This window comes from Streptomyces sp. NBC_00250, from assembly GCF_036192275.1.
Taxonomy (GTDB): domain Bacteria; phylum Actinomycetota; class Actinomycetes; order Streptomycetales; family Streptomycetaceae; genus Streptomyces.
Window position 1 is genome coordinate 2,437,993 of sequence record NZ_CP108088.1, and the last position, 16,671, is coordinate 2,454,663.

13 protein-coding genes are annotated in these 16,671 nt (G+C 70.1%); 5 read left to right on the plus strand and 8 right to left on the minus strand.

Features of this window, described 5'->3' with window-relative positions; genetic code table 11:
* Nucleotides 1–10: 10 nt before the first annotated feature.
* The 3 genes from OG259_RS10945 to OG259_RS10955 all read left to right on the plus strand — a co-directional run bounded on the left by OG259_RS10945 (nucleotide 11) and on the right by OG259_RS10955 (nucleotide 4,623).
* Nucleotides 11–1,498 carry a hypothetical protein gene (locus tag OG259_RS10945; protein WP_328942109.1) on the plus strand — a complete coding sequence of 496 codons (1,488 nt, stop codon included), beginning with the start codon at nucleotides 11–13 and terminating at the stop codon, nucleotides 1,496–1,498.
* 86 nt (nucleotides 1,499–1,584) lie between these two features.
* Nucleotides 1,585–2,103, plus strand: a complete 519-nt coding sequence (locus tag OG259_RS10950; RefSeq protein ID WP_328942110.1) for a hypothetical protein — start codon at nucleotides 1,585–1,587, stop codon at nucleotides 2,101–2,103.
* A 1,251-nt stretch (nucleotides 2,104–3,354) separates the two neighbouring features.
* Nucleotides 3,355–4,623 carry a cytochrome P450 family protein gene (locus OG259_RS10955; protein ID WP_328942111.1) on the plus strand — a complete coding sequence of 423 codons (1,269 nt, stop codon included), beginning with the start codon at nucleotides 3,355–3,357 and terminating at the stop codon, nucleotides 4,621–4,623.
* A 518-nt stretch (nucleotides 4,624–5,141) separates the two neighbouring features.
* Here the strand turns inward: OG259_RS10955 and OG259_RS10960 are convergent.
* Nucleotides 5,142–6,470, minus strand: coding sequence for a class I SAM-dependent RNA methyltransferase (locus tag OG259_RS10960; RefSeq protein WP_328942112.1), 1,329 nt, complete (start codon nucleotides 6,468–6,470; stop codon nucleotides 5,142–5,144).
* Nucleotides 6,471–6,542: 72 nt separating this feature from the next.
* Complete coding sequence (locus tag OG259_RS10965) at nucleotides 6,543–8,594, minus strand: APC family permease (RefSeq protein WP_328942113.1); 2,052 nt, start codon at nucleotides 8,592–8,594, stop codon at nucleotides 6,543–6,545.
* Nucleotides 8,595–8,828: 234 nt separating this feature from the next.
* Here OG259_RS10965 and OG259_RS10970 point away from each other — a divergent pair, with 234 nt between their 5' ends.
* Both OG259_RS10970 and OG259_RS10975 read left to right on the plus strand, forming a co-directional pair.
* Complete coding sequence (locus OG259_RS10970) at nucleotides 8,829–9,497, plus strand: potassium channel family protein (protein WP_030321520.1); 669 nt, start codon at nucleotides 8,829–8,831, stop codon at nucleotides 9,495–9,497.
* Nucleotides 9,497–10,174, plus strand: coding sequence for a potassium channel family protein (locus tag OG259_RS10975; RefSeq protein ID WP_073906411.1), 678 nt, complete (start codon nucleotides 9,497–9,499; stop codon nucleotides 10,172–10,174). The genes OG259_RS10970 and OG259_RS10975 overlap by 1 nt, the downstream gene beginning before the upstream one ends.
* 64 nt (nucleotides 10,175–10,238) lie before the next feature.
* On the opposite strand, the gene OG259_RS10980 is transcribed toward OG259_RS10975, so the two are convergent.
* The 6 genes from OG259_RS10980 to OG259_RS11005 all read right to left on the minus strand — a co-directional run bounded on the left by OG259_RS10980 (nucleotide 10,239) and on the right by OG259_RS11005 (nucleotide 16,671).
* Entirely contained in the window at nucleotides 10,239–10,979 is a 741-nt protein-coding gene (locus OG259_RS10980; protein WP_266897688.1) for a DUF3159 domain-containing protein, read from the minus strand.
* A gap of 3 nt (nucleotides 10,980–10,982) precedes the next feature.
* Nucleotides 10,983–11,381, minus strand: coding sequence for an OB-fold nucleic acid binding domain-containing protein (locus OG259_RS10985; protein WP_073906407.1), 399 nt, complete (start codon nucleotides 11,379–11,381; stop codon nucleotides 10,983–10,985).
* A 57-nt stretch (nucleotides 11,382–11,438) separates the two neighbouring features.
* Nucleotides 11,439–12,125 (minus strand): response regulator, encoded by a 687-nt coding sequence (locus OG259_RS10990; RefSeq protein ID WP_250760457.1) that lies wholly within the window; start codon nucleotides 12,123–12,125, stop codon nucleotides 11,439–11,441.
* Nucleotides 12,126–12,357: 232 nt separating this feature from the next.
* The gene (locus OG259_RS10995; protein WP_328942114.1) at nucleotides 12,358–14,904 is read right to left on the minus strand and encodes a sensor histidine kinase KdpD; all 2,547 of its coding nucleotides are present in this window, start codon (nucleotides 14,902–14,904) and stop codon (nucleotides 12,358–12,360) included.
* A 120-nt stretch (nucleotides 14,905–15,024) separates the two neighbouring features.
* A complete protein-coding gene (locus tag OG259_RS11000; RefSeq protein ID WP_328947049.1) occupies nucleotides 15,025–15,693 on the minus strand; it encodes an ABC transporter ATP-binding protein in 669 nt (222 codons plus the stop codon).
* 213 nt (nucleotides 15,694–15,906) lie between these two features.
* Nucleotides 15,907–16,671 (minus strand): DUF3710 domain-containing protein, encoded by a 765-nt coding sequence (locus tag OG259_RS11005; protein ID WP_328942115.1) that lies wholly within the window; start codon nucleotides 16,669–16,671, stop codon nucleotides 15,907–15,909.

Consider the following 16,671-nt stretch of genomic DNA (forward strand, 5'->3'; position numbering starts at 1 on the left):
CGGTGGACCGATGACGCTCACATATACCGACCTCATAGGCATGGACCTCGGCAAGCTCGATACCGCCGTCGGTGACTGGAAGGCCATGGCCGGCAAGCTCGCCGCGCTGGAGACCGCCGCCAGGGACGGCTTGCTCCGCACGTCGGAACAGGCCCGGTGGAAAGGCGTCGATGCCGACGTCACCAGGGAGTTCGTGGCCGGTACCGCGAAGGAGATCACGGATCTCAAGTCCGAGGCCACCAGCATCCACGCCGTTCTCGCGGACGCCCACACGGAGCTCGTCAGCATCCAGAAGCGGGCGAAGGCGCTCACCGAGGAAGCCGCCAAGGGCTCGGAGAAGGACCCCGGTCTGCTGGTGACGGACGGCGGCAACGGCACCGTCCGCGTCATGGAGGCGATGTGCACCCCGGAGGGGACGACGCAGCGGACCAAGGACCTGATGCAGTGGTACGCAGACACCCTCACCGGCCTCCTCTCCCATGCCGCTGAGATCGACGCCGCCGCCACCCGGGCCCTGAAGCGCAGCCACGGCGGCGATGTGCACAATGCCGGCCATGCCAAGTACACCTCGCTCGACGAGGACCAGCTGCCCCGCGCGACCAGGCTCGCGTCGCTCGGCAAGGGTGCGAACGACGAACAACGTGCTGAGCTGGTACGCCTGTGGCGTTCCCTGAGTCCGGAAGCCAGAGCGGACCTGTGGGCGAAACAAGAAGACAACCTGGTTGCGGCCGGGCTGCTCAGCCCGGCCATGAAGCAGATCGCCCCGGACAAGGGATCGGGTCCGTACGACGTGGAGAAGCCGGGCTTCCAGGAGTGGGCCACGCTCGCAAAGATGCGGGGAATCACGGAAGGCGGGGACGCGATGGACTTGGTCGACGCGGGCCGCCACATGGATCACTACCTCGACAATGACGGCACGCCCATGAACCTGCCCGTCGACAAGATGATGGCCGACGACGACGGCTTCAGGAAGCACATCGACGGGCACATCAGGATGTACCAGGACGGATGGCGGGAGATGGCTCTCGCCGAGTTCAAGGCCAATGGCGGGAAGCCGGTGTCGATCCCGGTGGAGACGCCCAACATCAACGACTACAGCTTCACCCGGGACAGCAACCCGAACTGGTTCTACGCGGTCGGCTCCACGAGGGCGAACGTCACCGGCGTCGTCACGGTCGTCCCGGATGCCGACGGCAACCCCAAGGTCGGCCTCGACTACCAGGCCAACGCTTGGGACCGCTACAACTGGGACGAGAACAAGGGCGTCGACATCTTCGGTGTGATGGACATTCCCGACGGTCAGATGGCACGACTGCACACAACAGGCCTCGCGCAGGAGTTCGACATGTCAGGAAGCAGCTCCGTCAAGCACTACGATCTCGGCTCCTCGACACCGAACGACGGTCCGCTGCCAGAACCCGACGAGCCGGGCCGCGAGGGAGGCCGTACGGACAACGGTCGGGAGACACGCGAGGGACGGGCAGGTACGGGCAGGTGAGTGACGTGAACAGCATGCGGCCAGGTGACTCACGCCTGAGGCGTCGGCTGCTTGCCGCAGCCGCGGGGCTCGTGGGAGTCGTCGTCGTGGCACTCGGCGCGTTCTACCTGCTCGCGGACGCATGGCACTCGGACTCGGCCCGGAAGGAGAAGGTGTGCTGCTGGGAGACCGGAGCCACACCCGCGTGGATGAGTGAGCAGATCGGCCTGCGCGTCCCCGACAACGCCGCGGACCGGCGGGCCGGATACAAGGTCGGCGAGCGGTACGACACGGGGCTGCTCAGTTTCACACTGCCGACCCCCGAAGCGAAGGCGTACCTGGCTCCACTGACGCCCAAGGGTGCCCGCATGATCCGCAACCTGGAGCCCGAACCGTCGGACTACCGTCCGGCGGCCGGATTCACGCACCTCAAGCTTCCGGAACCCGAAACGCTCGTCGACGGGCTGCTGATGGGAGGGTTCTGCCCCGACAACGTGGATTCGCCCGACACCGAGCACCTCGCGTACTGCGTGAAGGTGTTCTCGCACGAGTACACCCCGGGCACGACGCGCATCTACCTCCGCTCGACGTTCGAGCCGGGGCTCACACCGCCCCTCGACTCCTGACTGCCACGCACGCTCAGGCCGACGTAGGGATGCGACCACCCGATTCGTCCTGAAACCCGTAGGGGCGACGTGAACGGGCGCGGGAAGAAGCCTTTACCGCCTCCCGTGCCCGTCGGGCGTCCGCGCACGCCGATGACGCGTCTTCCCTCCCGCGTGTCGCACGCATGGCCCCGACCGTCCTGACTCCCCATCAGAACGAGCGCCAGATGGGCGTAACGGGGATCAGCGCCGGTACGGTCGGCGCTGACCGCGCCGACGGCTGTGCCCTGCCCGGCACTCGTGGCCGCACCTGGGTCCTCGGCGACGCCCAGCCCTGCCGGTGCCCGCGCGCGCCCGCTGTCGAGCGCCACCGAGAGCGGTGCCTGACTCCACCTCGTCACCGGCCGCGATCGGTTGGACGAGATGGGCCGGGTCCTGGGGCGGGCAACCGGCTGCGGATACTTTCCCCGCAACTGCATCAGGACATGATGAACAAGTTGCGCTGGGACCCCGAGGAGACGCGGCGAACACGGGACGGCATAGACGTCGCCATTCTGGGGCTCGACGACGTCAGACCTCACGGGCTTCCGTCTGGCACGACAATGGCCCGGTCCAGCTTTCGTTCGCCGGATCGGCGGCGGCAAAGCCTTCGAGGACAGTGCCGGAAAGGCCCATTCCGCCTCGCCTGCCGTCGGCTGCCGCACATCCCAGGCAAGGGCCCTCACGCCTTCGTCAACGGCGGCGACCAATTGGAGCCGGAAGCAGCATTCCACTCACCCCCTCCCGCTTAACGAAGCTAACACGCACTCCGCCCCCATCCAGGGGGAGTTGAGAAGTCGTTCGCTCAGAGCGGAGGGTGTGACGGAGTTTCAATTGGCTTGAAACCAGGCAGAGTTCAGCCCCATGGATGACCTTGACAGCGGCAGAACCGAGACCACGTCTGCAAAAATTGGTGCAGAAGGAAATTATCGACGCTTGAATCCGGCCAGGAGCGGCGCAGTTGCCCTGTCCCCCTGCGGACAGGGCGGCCGATGCGGCGGAACCCCACGTCGAAGCACAGGGACGGAGTTGACGTGTCCGCACAGGCGCGTTGCCGACGCATTCGCATATGTGGCTCCGGTAAGCGAATTCTTTTGATGTTCTTTGTCAGTTTGGTAAATGCGGGGCTAGTGGGTAGTTGTGTGGGTGGAGGTGCGGGATTAGAGTCAGCGGCCGTGCTCGGAGTGGCCGGCGGGGGCCGGTAACCCGGGCCTGAGGGAAGGGAATTCCGTCGTGACCGAGACCGTGAAATCCGCAGCCGATCCCGCGATACCCGACAGAACAGACCAGCCCGACAGCCTCGGCGGGATCGAGGTTCTCGCCTCGCTCAGCCCCGACTTCACCGCCGACCCGTACACCGCCTTCCGCCGGCTGCGCGAGCGCGGTCCGGTGCACCAGGTGGTGGGGCCCGACAGGGGGGTGGTATGGCTCGTGGTCGGGTACGAGGCCGCGCGCGAGGCCTTCGGCTCCCCGCACCTCAGCCGGGACTGGCAGCGCGACTACCGGCAGCCCGGCTGGGAGCCGCCGTACGCCCTGAACATGCTCGGCAACTCCAACATGCTGATGAGCGACCCGCCCCACCACACCCGGTTACGGAAGCTGGTGTCCCAGGAGTTCACGGCCCGGCGGGTCGAGGGGATGCGGCAGCGCGTCCAGGAGATCACCGACGAGCTGCTGGACGGCATGACGGCGGACGGAGCGCGCGGCGCCGACATCATCGAGGCCTTCGCCTCCCCGCTCCCCATGATCGTCATCGCCGAACTGCTCGGCGTCCCGGGCCTGGACCGCGCCTCCTTCCACGCCTGGTCCAACGAGACCCTCGCGCCCACCAGCCCCGAGGCGGAGAAGGAGGCGTACGAGCATGTCATGCCGTATCTCGCCGGCCTCATCGCCGCGAAGCGCGAGAGCCCCGGGGAGGACCTGCTCAGCGCCCTCGTCCACACGGTCGACGAGGGCGGCGACCGGCTCACCGAGGACGAGCTGATCTCGTTGGCCTTCCTGCTGCTCGTCGCCGGGCACGAGACGACGGTCAACACCATCGGCAACGCGGTGCGCGCGCTCTTCGATCACCCCGACCAGCTGGCGGCCGTACGGGCCGATCCGGCCGGGCTGGCGGCGGGGCTGGTGGAGGAGACGCTGCGCTACGACGGGCCGGTGGCGACCACCACGCCGCGCATCGCCCTGGAGGACACCGAGATCGGCGGTGTACGGGTGCCGCGCGGCGCCATCGTGCTGATCGCCATGGCCGGCGCGGACCACGACCCGGCGCGCTTCCCCGACCCGGAACGCTTCGACGTACGGCGCAGCGACGCCCGGAGCAATCTCTCCTTCGGGCACGGAATCCACTTCTGCCTGGGCGCCCCTCTCGCCCGCCTGGAGGGCGAGGTCGCGCTGCGCACGCTGCTGGAGCGCTGCCCGGACCTGGCGGCGGACGGGGAGCCGGGCGAGTGGCTCCCGGGCATGCTGATCCGGGGGAGGCGGACGCTGCCGGTGCGGTGGTGATACGCCCGCCGCGGGTGGACTGACGGGCGGGTGAGCGATCACGGCACGCCGTCCGCGCAGGTCAGCGGGGACTGTCAGTGGCGGGGTCCGCAGTGTCCGCGATGCTGCGGCAGTGGCGTCACGCATCGGCCAGGAGAGAGGCGATCGTCACGACCGCGACCCCGCTGCCGGCGAGCACCAGAAAGGGGCTCTTCCTCGCCCACCTGCGCGACGGGGCATGGAAGCCCGCTGGGAGCTGAGCCGGTGAGGGCCCACTGCGCCAGATGTTCGGCCCGCCGGATTGCTGCGGCAGCACGCCTGCCGCAGCAATCAGCGGCGAGGGAACCCGAATGATTTTCCTCAAGTTCCCGGAAAGCCAGCCCTAGGGAAGCGCGCCTCCCACCCAGCAGACCTGCACAATCAGCCAGGTGACGCCCCATCAGAACGAGTGTCAGTGAGCGTCACGCGCGTCATTTCAGCGTCAAGACGTCGCCCGTAACGCTCACACCGCACCTACTGCGCACCCGCAAATCCGCAGGTCAGGCGTCCTTCTTCACCGGCTCCAGGATGGCGACGCACTCCACGTGGTGCGTCATCGGGAACAGGTCGAACGCCCGCAGCGTGCGGACCTTGTAGCCGCGGTCCGCGAAGTAGGCGATGTCTCGGGCCAGGGCTGCCGGGTCGCAGGCTACGTAGGCGATGCGGCGGGCGCCGAGGGCGGCGAGGTGGTTGACCGTTTGCTTGCCGGCGCCGGCGCGCGGGGGGTCGAGGACGATCAGGTCCACTTCGGTGATGCCGGTGCGCGGGAGGACCGATTCGACCTTGCCCTGTTCGATGCGGACGCGCGGGAAGGCGGCCAGGTTGTGGCGGGCGTCTTCGACGGCGCGCTTGCCGGACTCGATGCCGAGGACCGCGCCCTGGTCGCCGACGCGGTCGGCGAGGGCGCCCGCGAAGAGGCCGACGCCGCAGTAGAGGTCGAGGGCGGTTTCGCCCTTGCGGGGGGTCAGGCCCTGCATGACGGCGAGCATGAGGGTCTGGGCGGCCTTCGGGTGGACCTGCCAGAAGCCGCCGTTGCCGACGCGGTAGGTGCGGTCGTCGGCGCGCTCGCGGACGAAGGCTCGGCCGTGGACGCGGTGGACGCCGCCGTCGTTCTCGTCGACGCGGAGGACGGAGACCGGCTTGTCCAGTTCGACCAGGGGGAGGCGGCCGCCGGGCTTGGGGGTCAGGATCACCTGGCGGTCGCCCGAGCCGGAGGCGGCGATGGCCTCGACCGAGGCCATGCCCTCCCAGGTGCGCTTCTCGATGCCGAGTTCCGAGACGCCCTGCGCCGCGATCATGCAGTGGTCGACGACCTCGACCTCGTGCGAGCGGTGCTTGCGCAGGCCCGCGTGGCCTTCCGCGTCGATCGTGTACTGGACGCGGGTGCGCCACTGCGGGACCTCGCCCTGCGGAAGCTTGTCGCCCTCGGCCGGCATGACGGTGCCGTCCCAGCCGGCTTCCTCGGGGGTGAGGCCGGCGAGCCGCATGAGCTGCTCGGCGATGACCTCGCCCTTGAGGCGGCGCTGGGCGCCCGGCTTGGCGTGCTGCCAGTCGCAGCCGCCGCACTTGCCCGGGCCGGCGAACGGGCAGGGGGCCTCGACGCGGTCCTTCGACGCCTCGAGCACGGACACCGCGTCCGCGCGCAGGAAGCGGGAGGTCTCCTCGCCCTCGGTCACGCGGGCGATGACCTTCTCGCCGGGCAGTGCGTGGCGGACGAAGAGGACGCGGCCCGCCTCTGTGCGGGCGATGCAGTGGCCGCCGTGGGCCACCGGACCGACCTCGACCTCGTACTCTTCCCCGACCAACGACGAAACAGGGGTGTTCTGCATGGCGGGGAGACTCCAAGGGGGAGGAACAGGGGAAGCGACTGCGGGCTGCCGTTCGGACGGCAGCCCACCAGTCTAGTTGCTCTTTGCGGTCGGTTCCTTCTGGCGCTTCTCCACCGGGCCGCGGCGGACCGAGCCGGGCGCGTTCCAGTCCTGGCGCTTGCGGGCCCGCTTCTTCGCGGCCTCGGAGGACTGGAGCTGGTACGGGACCGAGGTGACCATGACGCCGGGGGTGAAGAGCAGCCTGCCCTTGAGGCGGAGTGCGGACTGGTTGTGGAGCAGGTGCTCGTACCAGTGCCCGACGACGTACTCCGGGATGTAGACGGAGACGGCGTCGCGCGGGCTCTCACGGCGGATGTTCTTGACGTACTCGATCACCGGGCGGGTGATCTCGCGGTACGGGGAGTCGAGGATCTTGAGCGGGACGTTGATGCCGCGCCGCTCCCACTCCTCCCTGAGCGCCTTCGTCTCGACCGGGTCGACGTTGACGGTCAGCGCCTCCAGCTCGTGCGCGTGCATGAGCTTGGCGTAGGCCAGGGCGCGGAGGGTGGGCTTGTGGAGCTTGGAGACCAGGACGACGGAGCGGACCCGGGACGGGCGTACGTACTCGTCGGGGCGTTCCTCGGCGGCGGCGATCTCGGCCGCGACCGAGTCGTAGTGCCTGCGGATCGCGGACATCGTCCCGTAGAAGATCACCATGCCGAGCAGGGCGACCCAGGCGCCGTGGGTGAACTTGGTGGCGAGGACGACGACGAGGACGAGGCCGGTGAAGAAGGCGCCGAAGGCGTTGATCGCGCGGGAGCGGATCATGTGGCGGCGCTTGGCCGGGTCCCTCTCGGTCCTCAGGTGCCGGTTCCAGTGCCGGACCATGCCGGTCTGGCTGAGCGTGAAGGAGACGAAGACGCCGACGATGTACAGCTGGATCAGCTTGGTCGAGTCGGCTCCGTAGACCCAGACGAGCAGGGCCGCGGCGCCGGCGAGGAGCACGATGCCGTTGGAGAAGGTGAGGCGGTCGCCGCGGGTGTGCAGCTGGCGCGGCAGGTAACGGTCCTGGGCGAGGATCGAGCCGAGGAGCGGGAAGCCGTTGTACGCCGTGTTGGCGGCCAGGAAGAGGACGAGCGCGGTGGCGGCGGCGAGCACGATGAAGAAGAACGTTCCGTCGCCGAAGACGGCGGCCGCGACCTGGGAGATGACCGGGTCCTGGACGTAGCCCTCGCCGACCGGCACGCCGTTGACGAGCAGGTCCTCGGTGGGCTTCTCGGCCATCCGTACGTCGGTGGCCATGGCGAGGAAGATGATGCCGCAGAACATGGTGACGGCCAGGCCGCCCATGAGGGCGAGCGTGGTGGCGGCGTTCCTCGACTTCGGCTTGCGGAAGGCGGGGACGCCGTTGGAGATGGCCTCGACACCGGTGAGCGCCGCACAGCCGGAGGAGAAGGCGCGCAGCAGCAGGAAGACGAGCGCGAAGCCCGCCAGACCCTCGTGCTCGGCCTTGATCTCGAAGTCGGCGGTGGGCGCCTTCATGGTCTCGTCGAGGACGATCCCCTTGTACGCGCCCCAGGCGATCATGATGAAGACGCCGGCGACGAAGACGTACGTCGGGATCGCGAAGAGCGAGCCCGACTCCTTCACGCCGCGCAGGTTCATCACGGTCAGCAGCACGATCACGCCGACCGCGCAGGCCACCTTGTGCTCGACCACGAAGGGGATCGCCGAGCCGAGGTTCTCGATGCCCGAGGAGATCGACACGGCGACGGTCAGGACGTAGTCGACGAGCAGGGCGCTCGCGACCGTCAGTCCGGCCTTGGGCCCGAGGTTGGTGTTGGCGACCTCGTAGTCGCCGCCGCCGCTCGGGTACGCGTGGACGTTCTGCCGGTACGAGGCGACGACCGTGAACATCAGGACGACGACCGCGAGGGCGATCCACGGGCTGAAGTGGTAGGCCGACAGACCGGCCACGGACAGAACGAGGAGCACCTCGCCCGGTGCGTACGCCACCGAGGACAGCGGGTCGGAGGCGAAGACGGGGAGCGCGATCCGCTTGGAGAGGAGAGTCTCTCCGAGCTTGTCGCTGCGCAGGGCCCGCCCGATCAGGATCCGTTTGGGAAGGTCGGTCAGTTTGGACACGGAGAGGATCGTAAGCGTTCGAAAACAGCCACGCGCACCGGCACCCCCGATCGGCACCGAATCTCCCTGAGTACCACCTCGGATGCGGTCCCCGCCAGCGTTGCCGCTTAAGCTCGGACCGGGTGACCCGGCAGGGTGTTGCCCGCCCCGACCCGGGCGCATCGGGTGAGGAAAGTTGTGAGCAGGGTGTTTTCGCAGGTCAGTAAGACGATCAGGAGTGCGGGGTAAGGGGACGTGCACATCGTCATCATGGGCTGCGGGCGAGTGGGAGCCGCTCTCGCGCAGACCCTGGAGCAGCAGGGGCACACCGTCGCGGTCGTGGACCAGGACCCGACGGCTTTCCGTCGTCTGGGGTCGGGTTTCGGCGGTCGGCGTGTGACGGGCGTGGGCTTCGACCAGGACACGCTGCGTGAGGCCGGCATCGAGGACGCGGGCGCCTTCGCCGCGGTGAGCAGCGGCGACAACTCGAACATCATCGCGGCGCGGGTCGCCCGCGAGATGTTCGGCATCGAGAACGTGGCGGCGCGGATCTACGACCCGCGACGCGCCGAGGTCTACCAGCGCCTCGGCATCCCGACGGTCGCGACGGTCCGCTGGACCGCCGACCAGATGCTGCGCCGGCTGCTGCCCTCGGGCGCGGAGCCGCTGTGGCGGGACCCGAGCGGTGGCGTGCAGCTCGCGGAGGTGCACACCTCCCCCGCCTGGATCGGCCACAAGGTGAGCCGGCTCCAGGAGGAGACCGGCGTGCGCGTCGCGTTCCTCACGCGGCTGGGCGAAGCGATTCTGCCGACCTCGCAGACGGTGCTCCAGGAGGGCGATCTGGTGCACGTGATGATGCGTACGGACGAGATCGCGAAGGTCGAGGAGGCCTTCGCCGAGGGTCCCGAGGAGGGCGGTCACTGATGCGTGTCGCTATTGCGGGCGCGGGTGCGGTGGGCCGTTCCATCGCGGGCGAGCTCCTGGAGAACGGTCACGAGGTCCTGCTCATCGACAAGGCGCCCACCGCCATCTCGGTGGAGCGGGTGCCGCAGGCGGAGTGGTTGCTGGCCGACGCCTGTGAGATCACCTCGCTCGACGAGGCGGCGCTCCAGCGCTGCAACGTGGTGATCGCGGCGACCGGCGACGACAAGGTGAACCTGGTCGTCTCGCTGCTCGCCAAGACCGAGTACGGCGTGCCGCGGGTCGTCGCCCGGGTGAACAACCCGAAGAACGAGTGGCTGTTCAACGAGGCCTGGGGCGTGGACGTGGCCGTCTCGACCCCGCGCCTCATGTCGGCCCTGGTGGAGGAGGCGGTGAGCGTCGGCGACCTCGTCCGGCTGCTGCGCTTCAGCCACGGCGACGCGAACCTGGTCGAGCTGACGCTGCCGCCGGAGTCGGCGGTCGCCGGCACCGCCGTCGGGGACGTGGCCTGGCCGCAGGACACCTCGCTCGTGACGATCATCCGCGGTTCGCGGGTGCTGACGCCGAGCCCCGAGGAGACCCTGGAGGCGGGCGACGAGCTGCTGTTCGTGGCCGCGCAGGCCCGCGAGGAGCAGCTGGAGGACCTGCTGCAGGTCCGCCGGGAGCCGACGGAGTCCTGAGCACCTGGTGTACGAGGAAGGGCCCGGACCTGTTCGTCAGGTCCGGGCCCTCTCTCGTGCCTTCTCAGGCCTCCGGGTGGCTCTGCGCCGCGGCGGCGGCCGCCTTGCGCTCCTTCTCGGCGAGCTCCTCGGCCTCCATCTCGGCGAAGACGTCGATCGGCGGCGGAGCCTTCGCGAGGAACACCCATGTGAGGTAGACCGCGAGCAGGAACGGCGGGATCTTGAGCGCCACGAGCACCCAGCCGAACTTGGTCGTGTCGGCCCACCAGTACATCGGGAAGAGGATGGCGCACTTGCCGAGCAGGATCAGGCCCCAGGCCCAGCTGGCCTTCGTGTACGCCTTCTTCCGGCCGGGGTTACGGGTCCGCCAGGAGAGGTTCTCCTTGAAGACCGGGCCCAGGATCAGGCCGATCAGCGGGACTCCGGCGATCGCGGTGACGATGTACGCGAGGGCGAGGCCCAGCGTGTACAGCATGCCCGGCAGGTAGAAGTCCTTGGCGTTGCCCGTCATCATCGCGAAGACGACACCGAAGGCGACACCGAAGACGCCGCTGAACGCGTGCTTGACGGTGTCCCGACGGATGAGCCGGACGGCGACCAGGACCAGCGACACCGCGAGGGCGGCGATCGCCGAGATCTGCAGGTTCTTGTTGATCGTGAAGATCGTCACGAACAACAGGCCCGGCACGACCGTCTCGACCATGCCCCGCAGGCCGCCGAAGGCCTCGAACAGCGCGGCCTCGGTGACCTCCTTCGATGCCTGGGCGTCCTGGTCCGTGGTGGTCGGCTTGTCGAGGGACGTCACCGGCTACTCCTGTCCGAGCGGTCGGAGCTCGTATTTGGGGTTGAAGAGGACCCGCCGGCCGTGGCTCATGGAGATGCGGCCGGAGGCGATCAGCTTGCGGCCCGGCTCGATGCCCACGATGGAGCGCCGACCGAGCCACACGACGTCGAGCGGTGCCGTGCCGTCGAAGAGCTCGGCCTCCAGCGCGGGCACACCGGCCCGGGGACGCAGCGTGACCGTGCGCAAGGTACCAGTCACCTTGACTATCTGGCGGTCGGAGCAGTCGCAGATACGCGTGCACCCCGACGCTTCGGCGTCCTCCTGGAGCTCCTCCGACTCCAGGTCCTCCGGGGAGGAGGAGAGCCGGTCGAGCATCCGGCGGAACCTACCGGCCGGCTTCTCTGTACGTGGTGCAGCACTCATACAGAAAGCGTACCGGCCACCGCCGTCACCGGGACCTGCCCCCGAACGGGTGCTGGTTCAGCGTTCGAAGCGGTAGCCCATGCCCGGTTCGGTGACGAAGTGGCGGGGGTGGGACGGGTCGCTCTCCAGCTTGCGGCGCAGCTGCGCCATGTACACCCGCAGGTAGTTGGTCTCCGTGCCGTACGAGGGTCCCCAGACCTCCTGGAGCAGCTGCTTCTGGCTGACGAGGCGGCCGCTGTTGCGGACCAGGACTTCGAGGAGGTGCCACTCGGTGGGGGTGAGCCGGACGTCCCGACCGTCGCGGTGGACCTTCTTCGCCGCGAGGTCGACGGTGAAGCCCGCGGTCTCGACGACCACGACGCCGTCCTCGGCGCCGCCGACCGGCTCGGCGCGGCGGACGGCCGCGCGCAGCCGGGCGAGCAGCTCGTCCATGCCGAAGGGCTTGGTGACGTAGTCGTCGGCGCCGGCGTCGAGCGCCTCGACCTTCTCGTCGGAGGTCTGCCGGGCCGAGAGGACCAGGATCGGCACCCGGGTCCAGCCGCGCAGGCCCTTGATGACCTCGACGCCGTCCATGTCGGGCAGGCCGAGGTCGAGGACGACGACGTCGGGATGGCGTTCGGCGGCGAGGCGGAGGGCGGTGGCACCGTCGGGCGCGGCGTCGACCTCGTACTTCCGCGCCTTGAGGTTGATCACCAGGGCGCGGACGATCTGCGGCTCGTCGTCGACCACGAGGACCCGGGTCATGGAGGGGGCCTTCCTTCTTCGGTCGCCCGTGCGGGCGGGAGCAAGAGAGTACGGGAGCGGAGGGGGTGGTGCGGGGAGTACGGGAACGAACGGGGCGCGCTTCGGACGGGGGCGGGTGGTGCGCCTCGCAGGTGCGCTTCGGAGCGGAGTCGGCCGGTGCGCCTCGGAGGCGCGCTTCGGGACGGAGGCGGGTGGCACGCTCCGGGACCGGGGGGTCCGGGTCGCGGCGGGTTCAGGTCACGGCGTGCGCCGGGAGGTCGGGGGCCGGTGCCGGAGGCCCGCCCCGGGCGGCACGCAGGGTGAGGACCATCGTCAGACCGCCGCCCGGGGTGTCCTCGGCGCCGAGCGTCCCGCCCATGGCCTCGACGAAGCCGCGGGCCACCGCGAGGCCGAGTCCGACACCGGCGCCGCGGGGGGCGTCGCCGAAGCGCTGGAAGGGCGCGAAGATGCCCTCCTTGGCCTCGTCGGGCACGCCGGGGCCGCGGTCCACGACCCTGAGCTCGACGCGGTCCCCCAGGGCGCTGGCGGCGACCGCCACGGGCAGGCCCTCGGGGCTGTACTTGACGGCGTTCTCGACGATGTTGGCGACGGCGCGCTCCAGGAGGCCCTTGTCGACCTCGACCATGGGCAGCGTCTCGGGGATGTCGAGCTCGGCGCTGCCGTCGGGCACTCCCCCGAGGGCCATGGGGACGACCTCGTCGAGGTCGACGGAACGGATCAGCGGGGTGACGGTGCCGGTCTGGAGGCGGGACATGTCGAGGAGGTTGCCGACGAGGTGGTCGAGGCGGTCGGCGCCGGCCTCGATGCCTTCCAGGAGCTCGGCGCGGTCCCGCTCGGACCATTCGACGTCGTCGGAGCGGAGGGAGGAGACGGAGGCCTTGATGCTCGCGAGCGGGGTCCGCAGGTCGTGGCTGACGGCGGCGAGCAGGGAGGTGCGGATCTTGTTGCCCTCGGCCTGTTTGCGGGCCTCCTCGGCCTCGCCGACGAGCCGCTGCCGGTCGAGGACGACCGCGGCCTGGGCGGCGAAGGCGCCGAGGACGCGCCGGTCCTCGGCGGGCAGCACCCGGCCGGACAGGGCGAGGGCCAGATGGTCACCGACCGGCATGTCCACGTCCGCGTCCTCGGGCCGGGCCGCCGGGTGGGGGCCCACGCCGGCCGCACACGTCCACGGCTCGACGTCGTCCACCCGTTCGAGGAGGGCGACGGACTCCATGGAGAAGGTCTCGCGGACCCGTTCGAGGAGGGCGTCGAGGCTGGTCTCGCCGCGCAGCACGCTGCCGGCGAGGTAGGAGAGCACTTCGGACTCGGCGCGCAGCCGGGCGGCCTGGTGGGTGCGCCGGGCGGCCAGGTCGACCACGGAGGCGACCGACATGGCGACGCCGAGGAAGACGGCGATCGCCACGATGTTCTTGGGGTCGGCGATGGTGAGCCGGTGGACGGGCGGGGTGAAGAACCAGTTGAGGAGGAGGGAGCCGACCGCGGCGGAGGCGAGCGCCGGCAGGAATCCGCCGAGCAGGGCCGCCGCGACGGTGAGGGCGAGGAAGAGAAGCATGTCGTTGGCCAGACCGAGGTCGGCGTCGACATGGGTGAGGAGCAGGGCGAGGAGGACGGGGCCGGCGACGCCGACGCCCCAGCCGCCGATGATCCGGGAGCGGCCGAGGCGGGCGCCCCGGGCGACCGGGAGTCCGCGTCCCTTGGCGACCTCGCCGTGGGTGACGATGTGGACGTCGAGGTCGGGTCCGGATTCCCTGGCCACGGTCTGGCCGACGCCGGGGCCGAGCATGTACTGCCAGGTGCGGCGTCGGCTGGAGCCGAGGACGATCTGGGTGGCGTTGACTCCCCGGGCGAACTCCAGGAGTGCCGAGGGGATGTCGTCGCCGATGACATGGTGGAACGTTCCGCCCAGGTCCTCGACCAGGGTGCGCTGGACGGCCAGCTCCTTGGGCGAGGCCGCGGTGAGGCCGTCGCTGCGGGCGATGTAGACGGCGAGGACCTCGCCTCCGGCGCCCTTCTCGGCGAGCCGGGTCGCGCGGCGTATGAGGGTGCGGCCCTCGGGACCGCCGGTCAGACCGACGACGATGCGCTCGCGGGCCTGCCAGGTGGAGCGGATGTTGTGCTCGCCCCGGTACTGCTGGAGGTACTCGTCGACCCGGTCGGCGGTCCAGAGCAGGGCCAGCTCGCGCAGCGCGGTGAGGTTGCCGGGGCGGAAGTAGTTGGAGAGGGCCGCGTCGACCTTGTCCGAGGTGTAGACGTTGCCGTGGGCCATCCGGCGGCGCAGGGCCTCCGGGGACATGTCGACCAGCTCGATCTGGTCGGCCCGGCGCACCACCTCGTCGGGGACGGTCTCCCGCTGCCGTACGCCGGTGATCGCCTCGACCACGTCGCCCAGCGACTCCAGGTGCTGGATGTTGACGGTCGAGACGACGTCGATGCCGGCCGCGAGCAGTTCGGCGACGTCCTGCCACCGCTTGGGGTTGCGGGAGCCGGGCACGTTCGTGTGGGCGAGCTCGTCGACGAGCGCGACGGCGGGGCGCCGCTCCAGGACGGCGTCGATGTCCATCTCGGTGAACGCCGACCCCCGGTACTCCAGGGTGCGGCGCGGCACCTGCTCCAGGCCGTGCAGCATGACCTCGGTGCGCGGCCGTCCGTGGTGCTCCACGAACGCCACGACGCAGTCCGTGCCGCGCTCCACCCGGCGGTGCCCCTCGGAGAGCATCGCGTAGGTCTTGCCGACGCCCGGCGCAGCGCCGAGGTATATCCGAAGCTTGCCGCGTCCCATGGGACGACCATACGTCCAGCCAATCGGACATTCCGTACGCGGAGAGTGGGCCGCGGCGGTCTTGACGCGTTTCTGATGGGGCGGCCCCGGGGCTCGGCCGGAGCCCCGGGACGCCACGCCTCAGTGCTCGATGATCTCGCCGTCGCTCAGCTCCAGGACCCGGTCCGCCAGGCCCAGGAGCTGCGGGTCGTGGGTGGCGACGAGGGCGGTGCAGCCCTCGCTGCGCACCACCGCGCGCAGCAGCTGCATGACGGCGAGCCCGGTCTCCTGGTCCAGCTGGCCGGTGGGCTCGTCGGCTATGAGCAGCGCCGGCTTGTTGGCGAGGGCGCGGGCGATGGCGACGCGCTGCTGCTGGCCGCCGGAGAGCTCACCGGGCCGCTGGTTCGCGTGGTCGGCGAGGCCCACCAGGCCGAGGAGCAGGGCCACCCGCTCCTCGCGCTCCTTCGGGTCGGCCTTGCGCAGCCGCATGGGTACGCCGACGTTCTCGGCGGCGGAGAGGATCGGGAGCAGTCCGAAGGACTGGAAGATGAAGCCGATCCGGTCGCGGCGCAGCTCCAGGAGCCCGTTCTCGCCGAGGGTGGCGAGGTCGGTGCCGTCGATGACGATCGAGCCGCCGTCGGCGCTGTCGAGGCCGCCCACGAGGTTGAGCAGCGTCGTCTTGCCGGAGCCCGAGCGGCCCTTGAGCGCGACGAGCTCGCCGCGCGGGATGTCGAAGGAGACCCCGCGCAGGGCGTGGACGGCTGCTTCCCCGGTGCCGTACGAACGGCGCAGGTTCTCCACACGGACCATCGGCAGGCCGGCCGGGTCCTCGGCGACGGCCGTCGCGGACCGCGTGCTGCTCTCACTCACCCTGTGCTCCCCCTCCTCGAACATGTGCCCGCCAGTATGGTCCGCTGCCCGGTCCGAGGGCCAGAGCCGGAGGTCGGAACCTGTGGAAAACGGCCGATGGGCCGCTTCCCGTACGAGAGGTACGGAAAGCGGCCCATCGGTTCAGGCGATCGGTCAGCGGATCTCGGAGATCTCCGGACCGCGCTGGAGCTGGCCCATGCCGCCGGAGAAGCGGGAGTTCTCCTGCTCCTCCTGCTGCACGCCGTCCGGCACCATCTGCGCGTCGTTCGGCAGCTTGAGGACGATCGGGTCGCGCGGGGCCATCGGGCCCTCGCCGCGGACGACCACGGTGTCCCGGACGATCTGCTCCAGGAGACCGGCCGCCTCGGGCTGGACCGCGCCCTGCCCGGAGATCACTCCGCGCAGGAACCAGCGAGGTCCGTCGACACCCACGAAGCGGACCAGTTGCACACCGCGGTTGCCGTCCGGCAGCTGTACGGGGACCTGCGCCCGCAGCTCCCAGCCCAGCGGGCCCTCGACCTCGTCGATGACCCCACCCTGCTGGGTGATGCCCGTGGCGATCTCGTCGCGGACCTCACCCCAGATGCCCTCGTTCTTGGGCGCGGCGAAGGCCTGCAGCTGCACGGCGCTGTCGCGCAGGACGACGGTGGCCGCGACGATCGCGTCGCCCGCCACCTCCACCCGCAGCTCCATGCCCTCGACACCGGGGACGAACACGCCGCCCAGGTCGACACGGCCGTCTTCGGGCTTGGTGACCTCGGAGATGTCCCAGGGTCCGTCGGGCCGGGGCGCCGGCGGAAGGTTCACACGGCGCGGGGCCGCGTCGTCCGCGTCCTCGCCGTCCACCGCGTCGACGACCTGCTCGGCCTCGCCCGCCGCGTCCTCTGCGGCACCGCTCTTCTTGCGACGTCCGAACAC

What these genes read in the sequence shown, in the direction of transcription:
- OG259_RS10945 (WP_328942109.1), top strand. Translation starts at nt 11, where the DNA reads ATGACGCTCACATATACCGACCTCATAGGCATGGACCTCGGCAAGCTC.
- OG259_RS10960 (WP_328942112.1), bottom strand. Translation starts at nt 6,470, where the DNA reads ATGCAGAACACCCCTGTTTCGTCGTTGGTCGGGGAAGAGTACGAGGTC.
- OG259_RS10975 (WP_073906411.1), top strand. Translation starts at nt 9,497, where the DNA reads ATGCGTGTCGCTATTGCGGGCGCGGGTGCGGTGGGCCGTTCCATCGCG.
- OG259_RS10985 (WP_073906407.1), bottom strand. Translation starts at nt 11,381, where the DNA reads ATGAGTGCTGCACCACGTACAGAGAAGCCGGCCGGTAGGTTCCGCCGG.
- OG259_RS10990 (WP_250760457.1), bottom strand. Translation starts at nt 12,125, where the DNA reads ATGACCCGGGTCCTCGTGGTCGACGACGAGCCGCAGATCGTCCGCGCC.
- OG259_RS10995 (WP_328942114.1), bottom strand. Translation starts at nt 14,904, where the DNA reads ATGGGACGCGGCAAGCTTCGGATATACCTCGGCGCTGCGCCGGGCGTC.
- OG259_RS11000 (WP_328947049.1), bottom strand. Translation starts at nt 15,693, where the DNA reads ATGGTCCGTGTGGAGAACCTGCGCCGTTCGTACGGCACCGGGGAAGCA.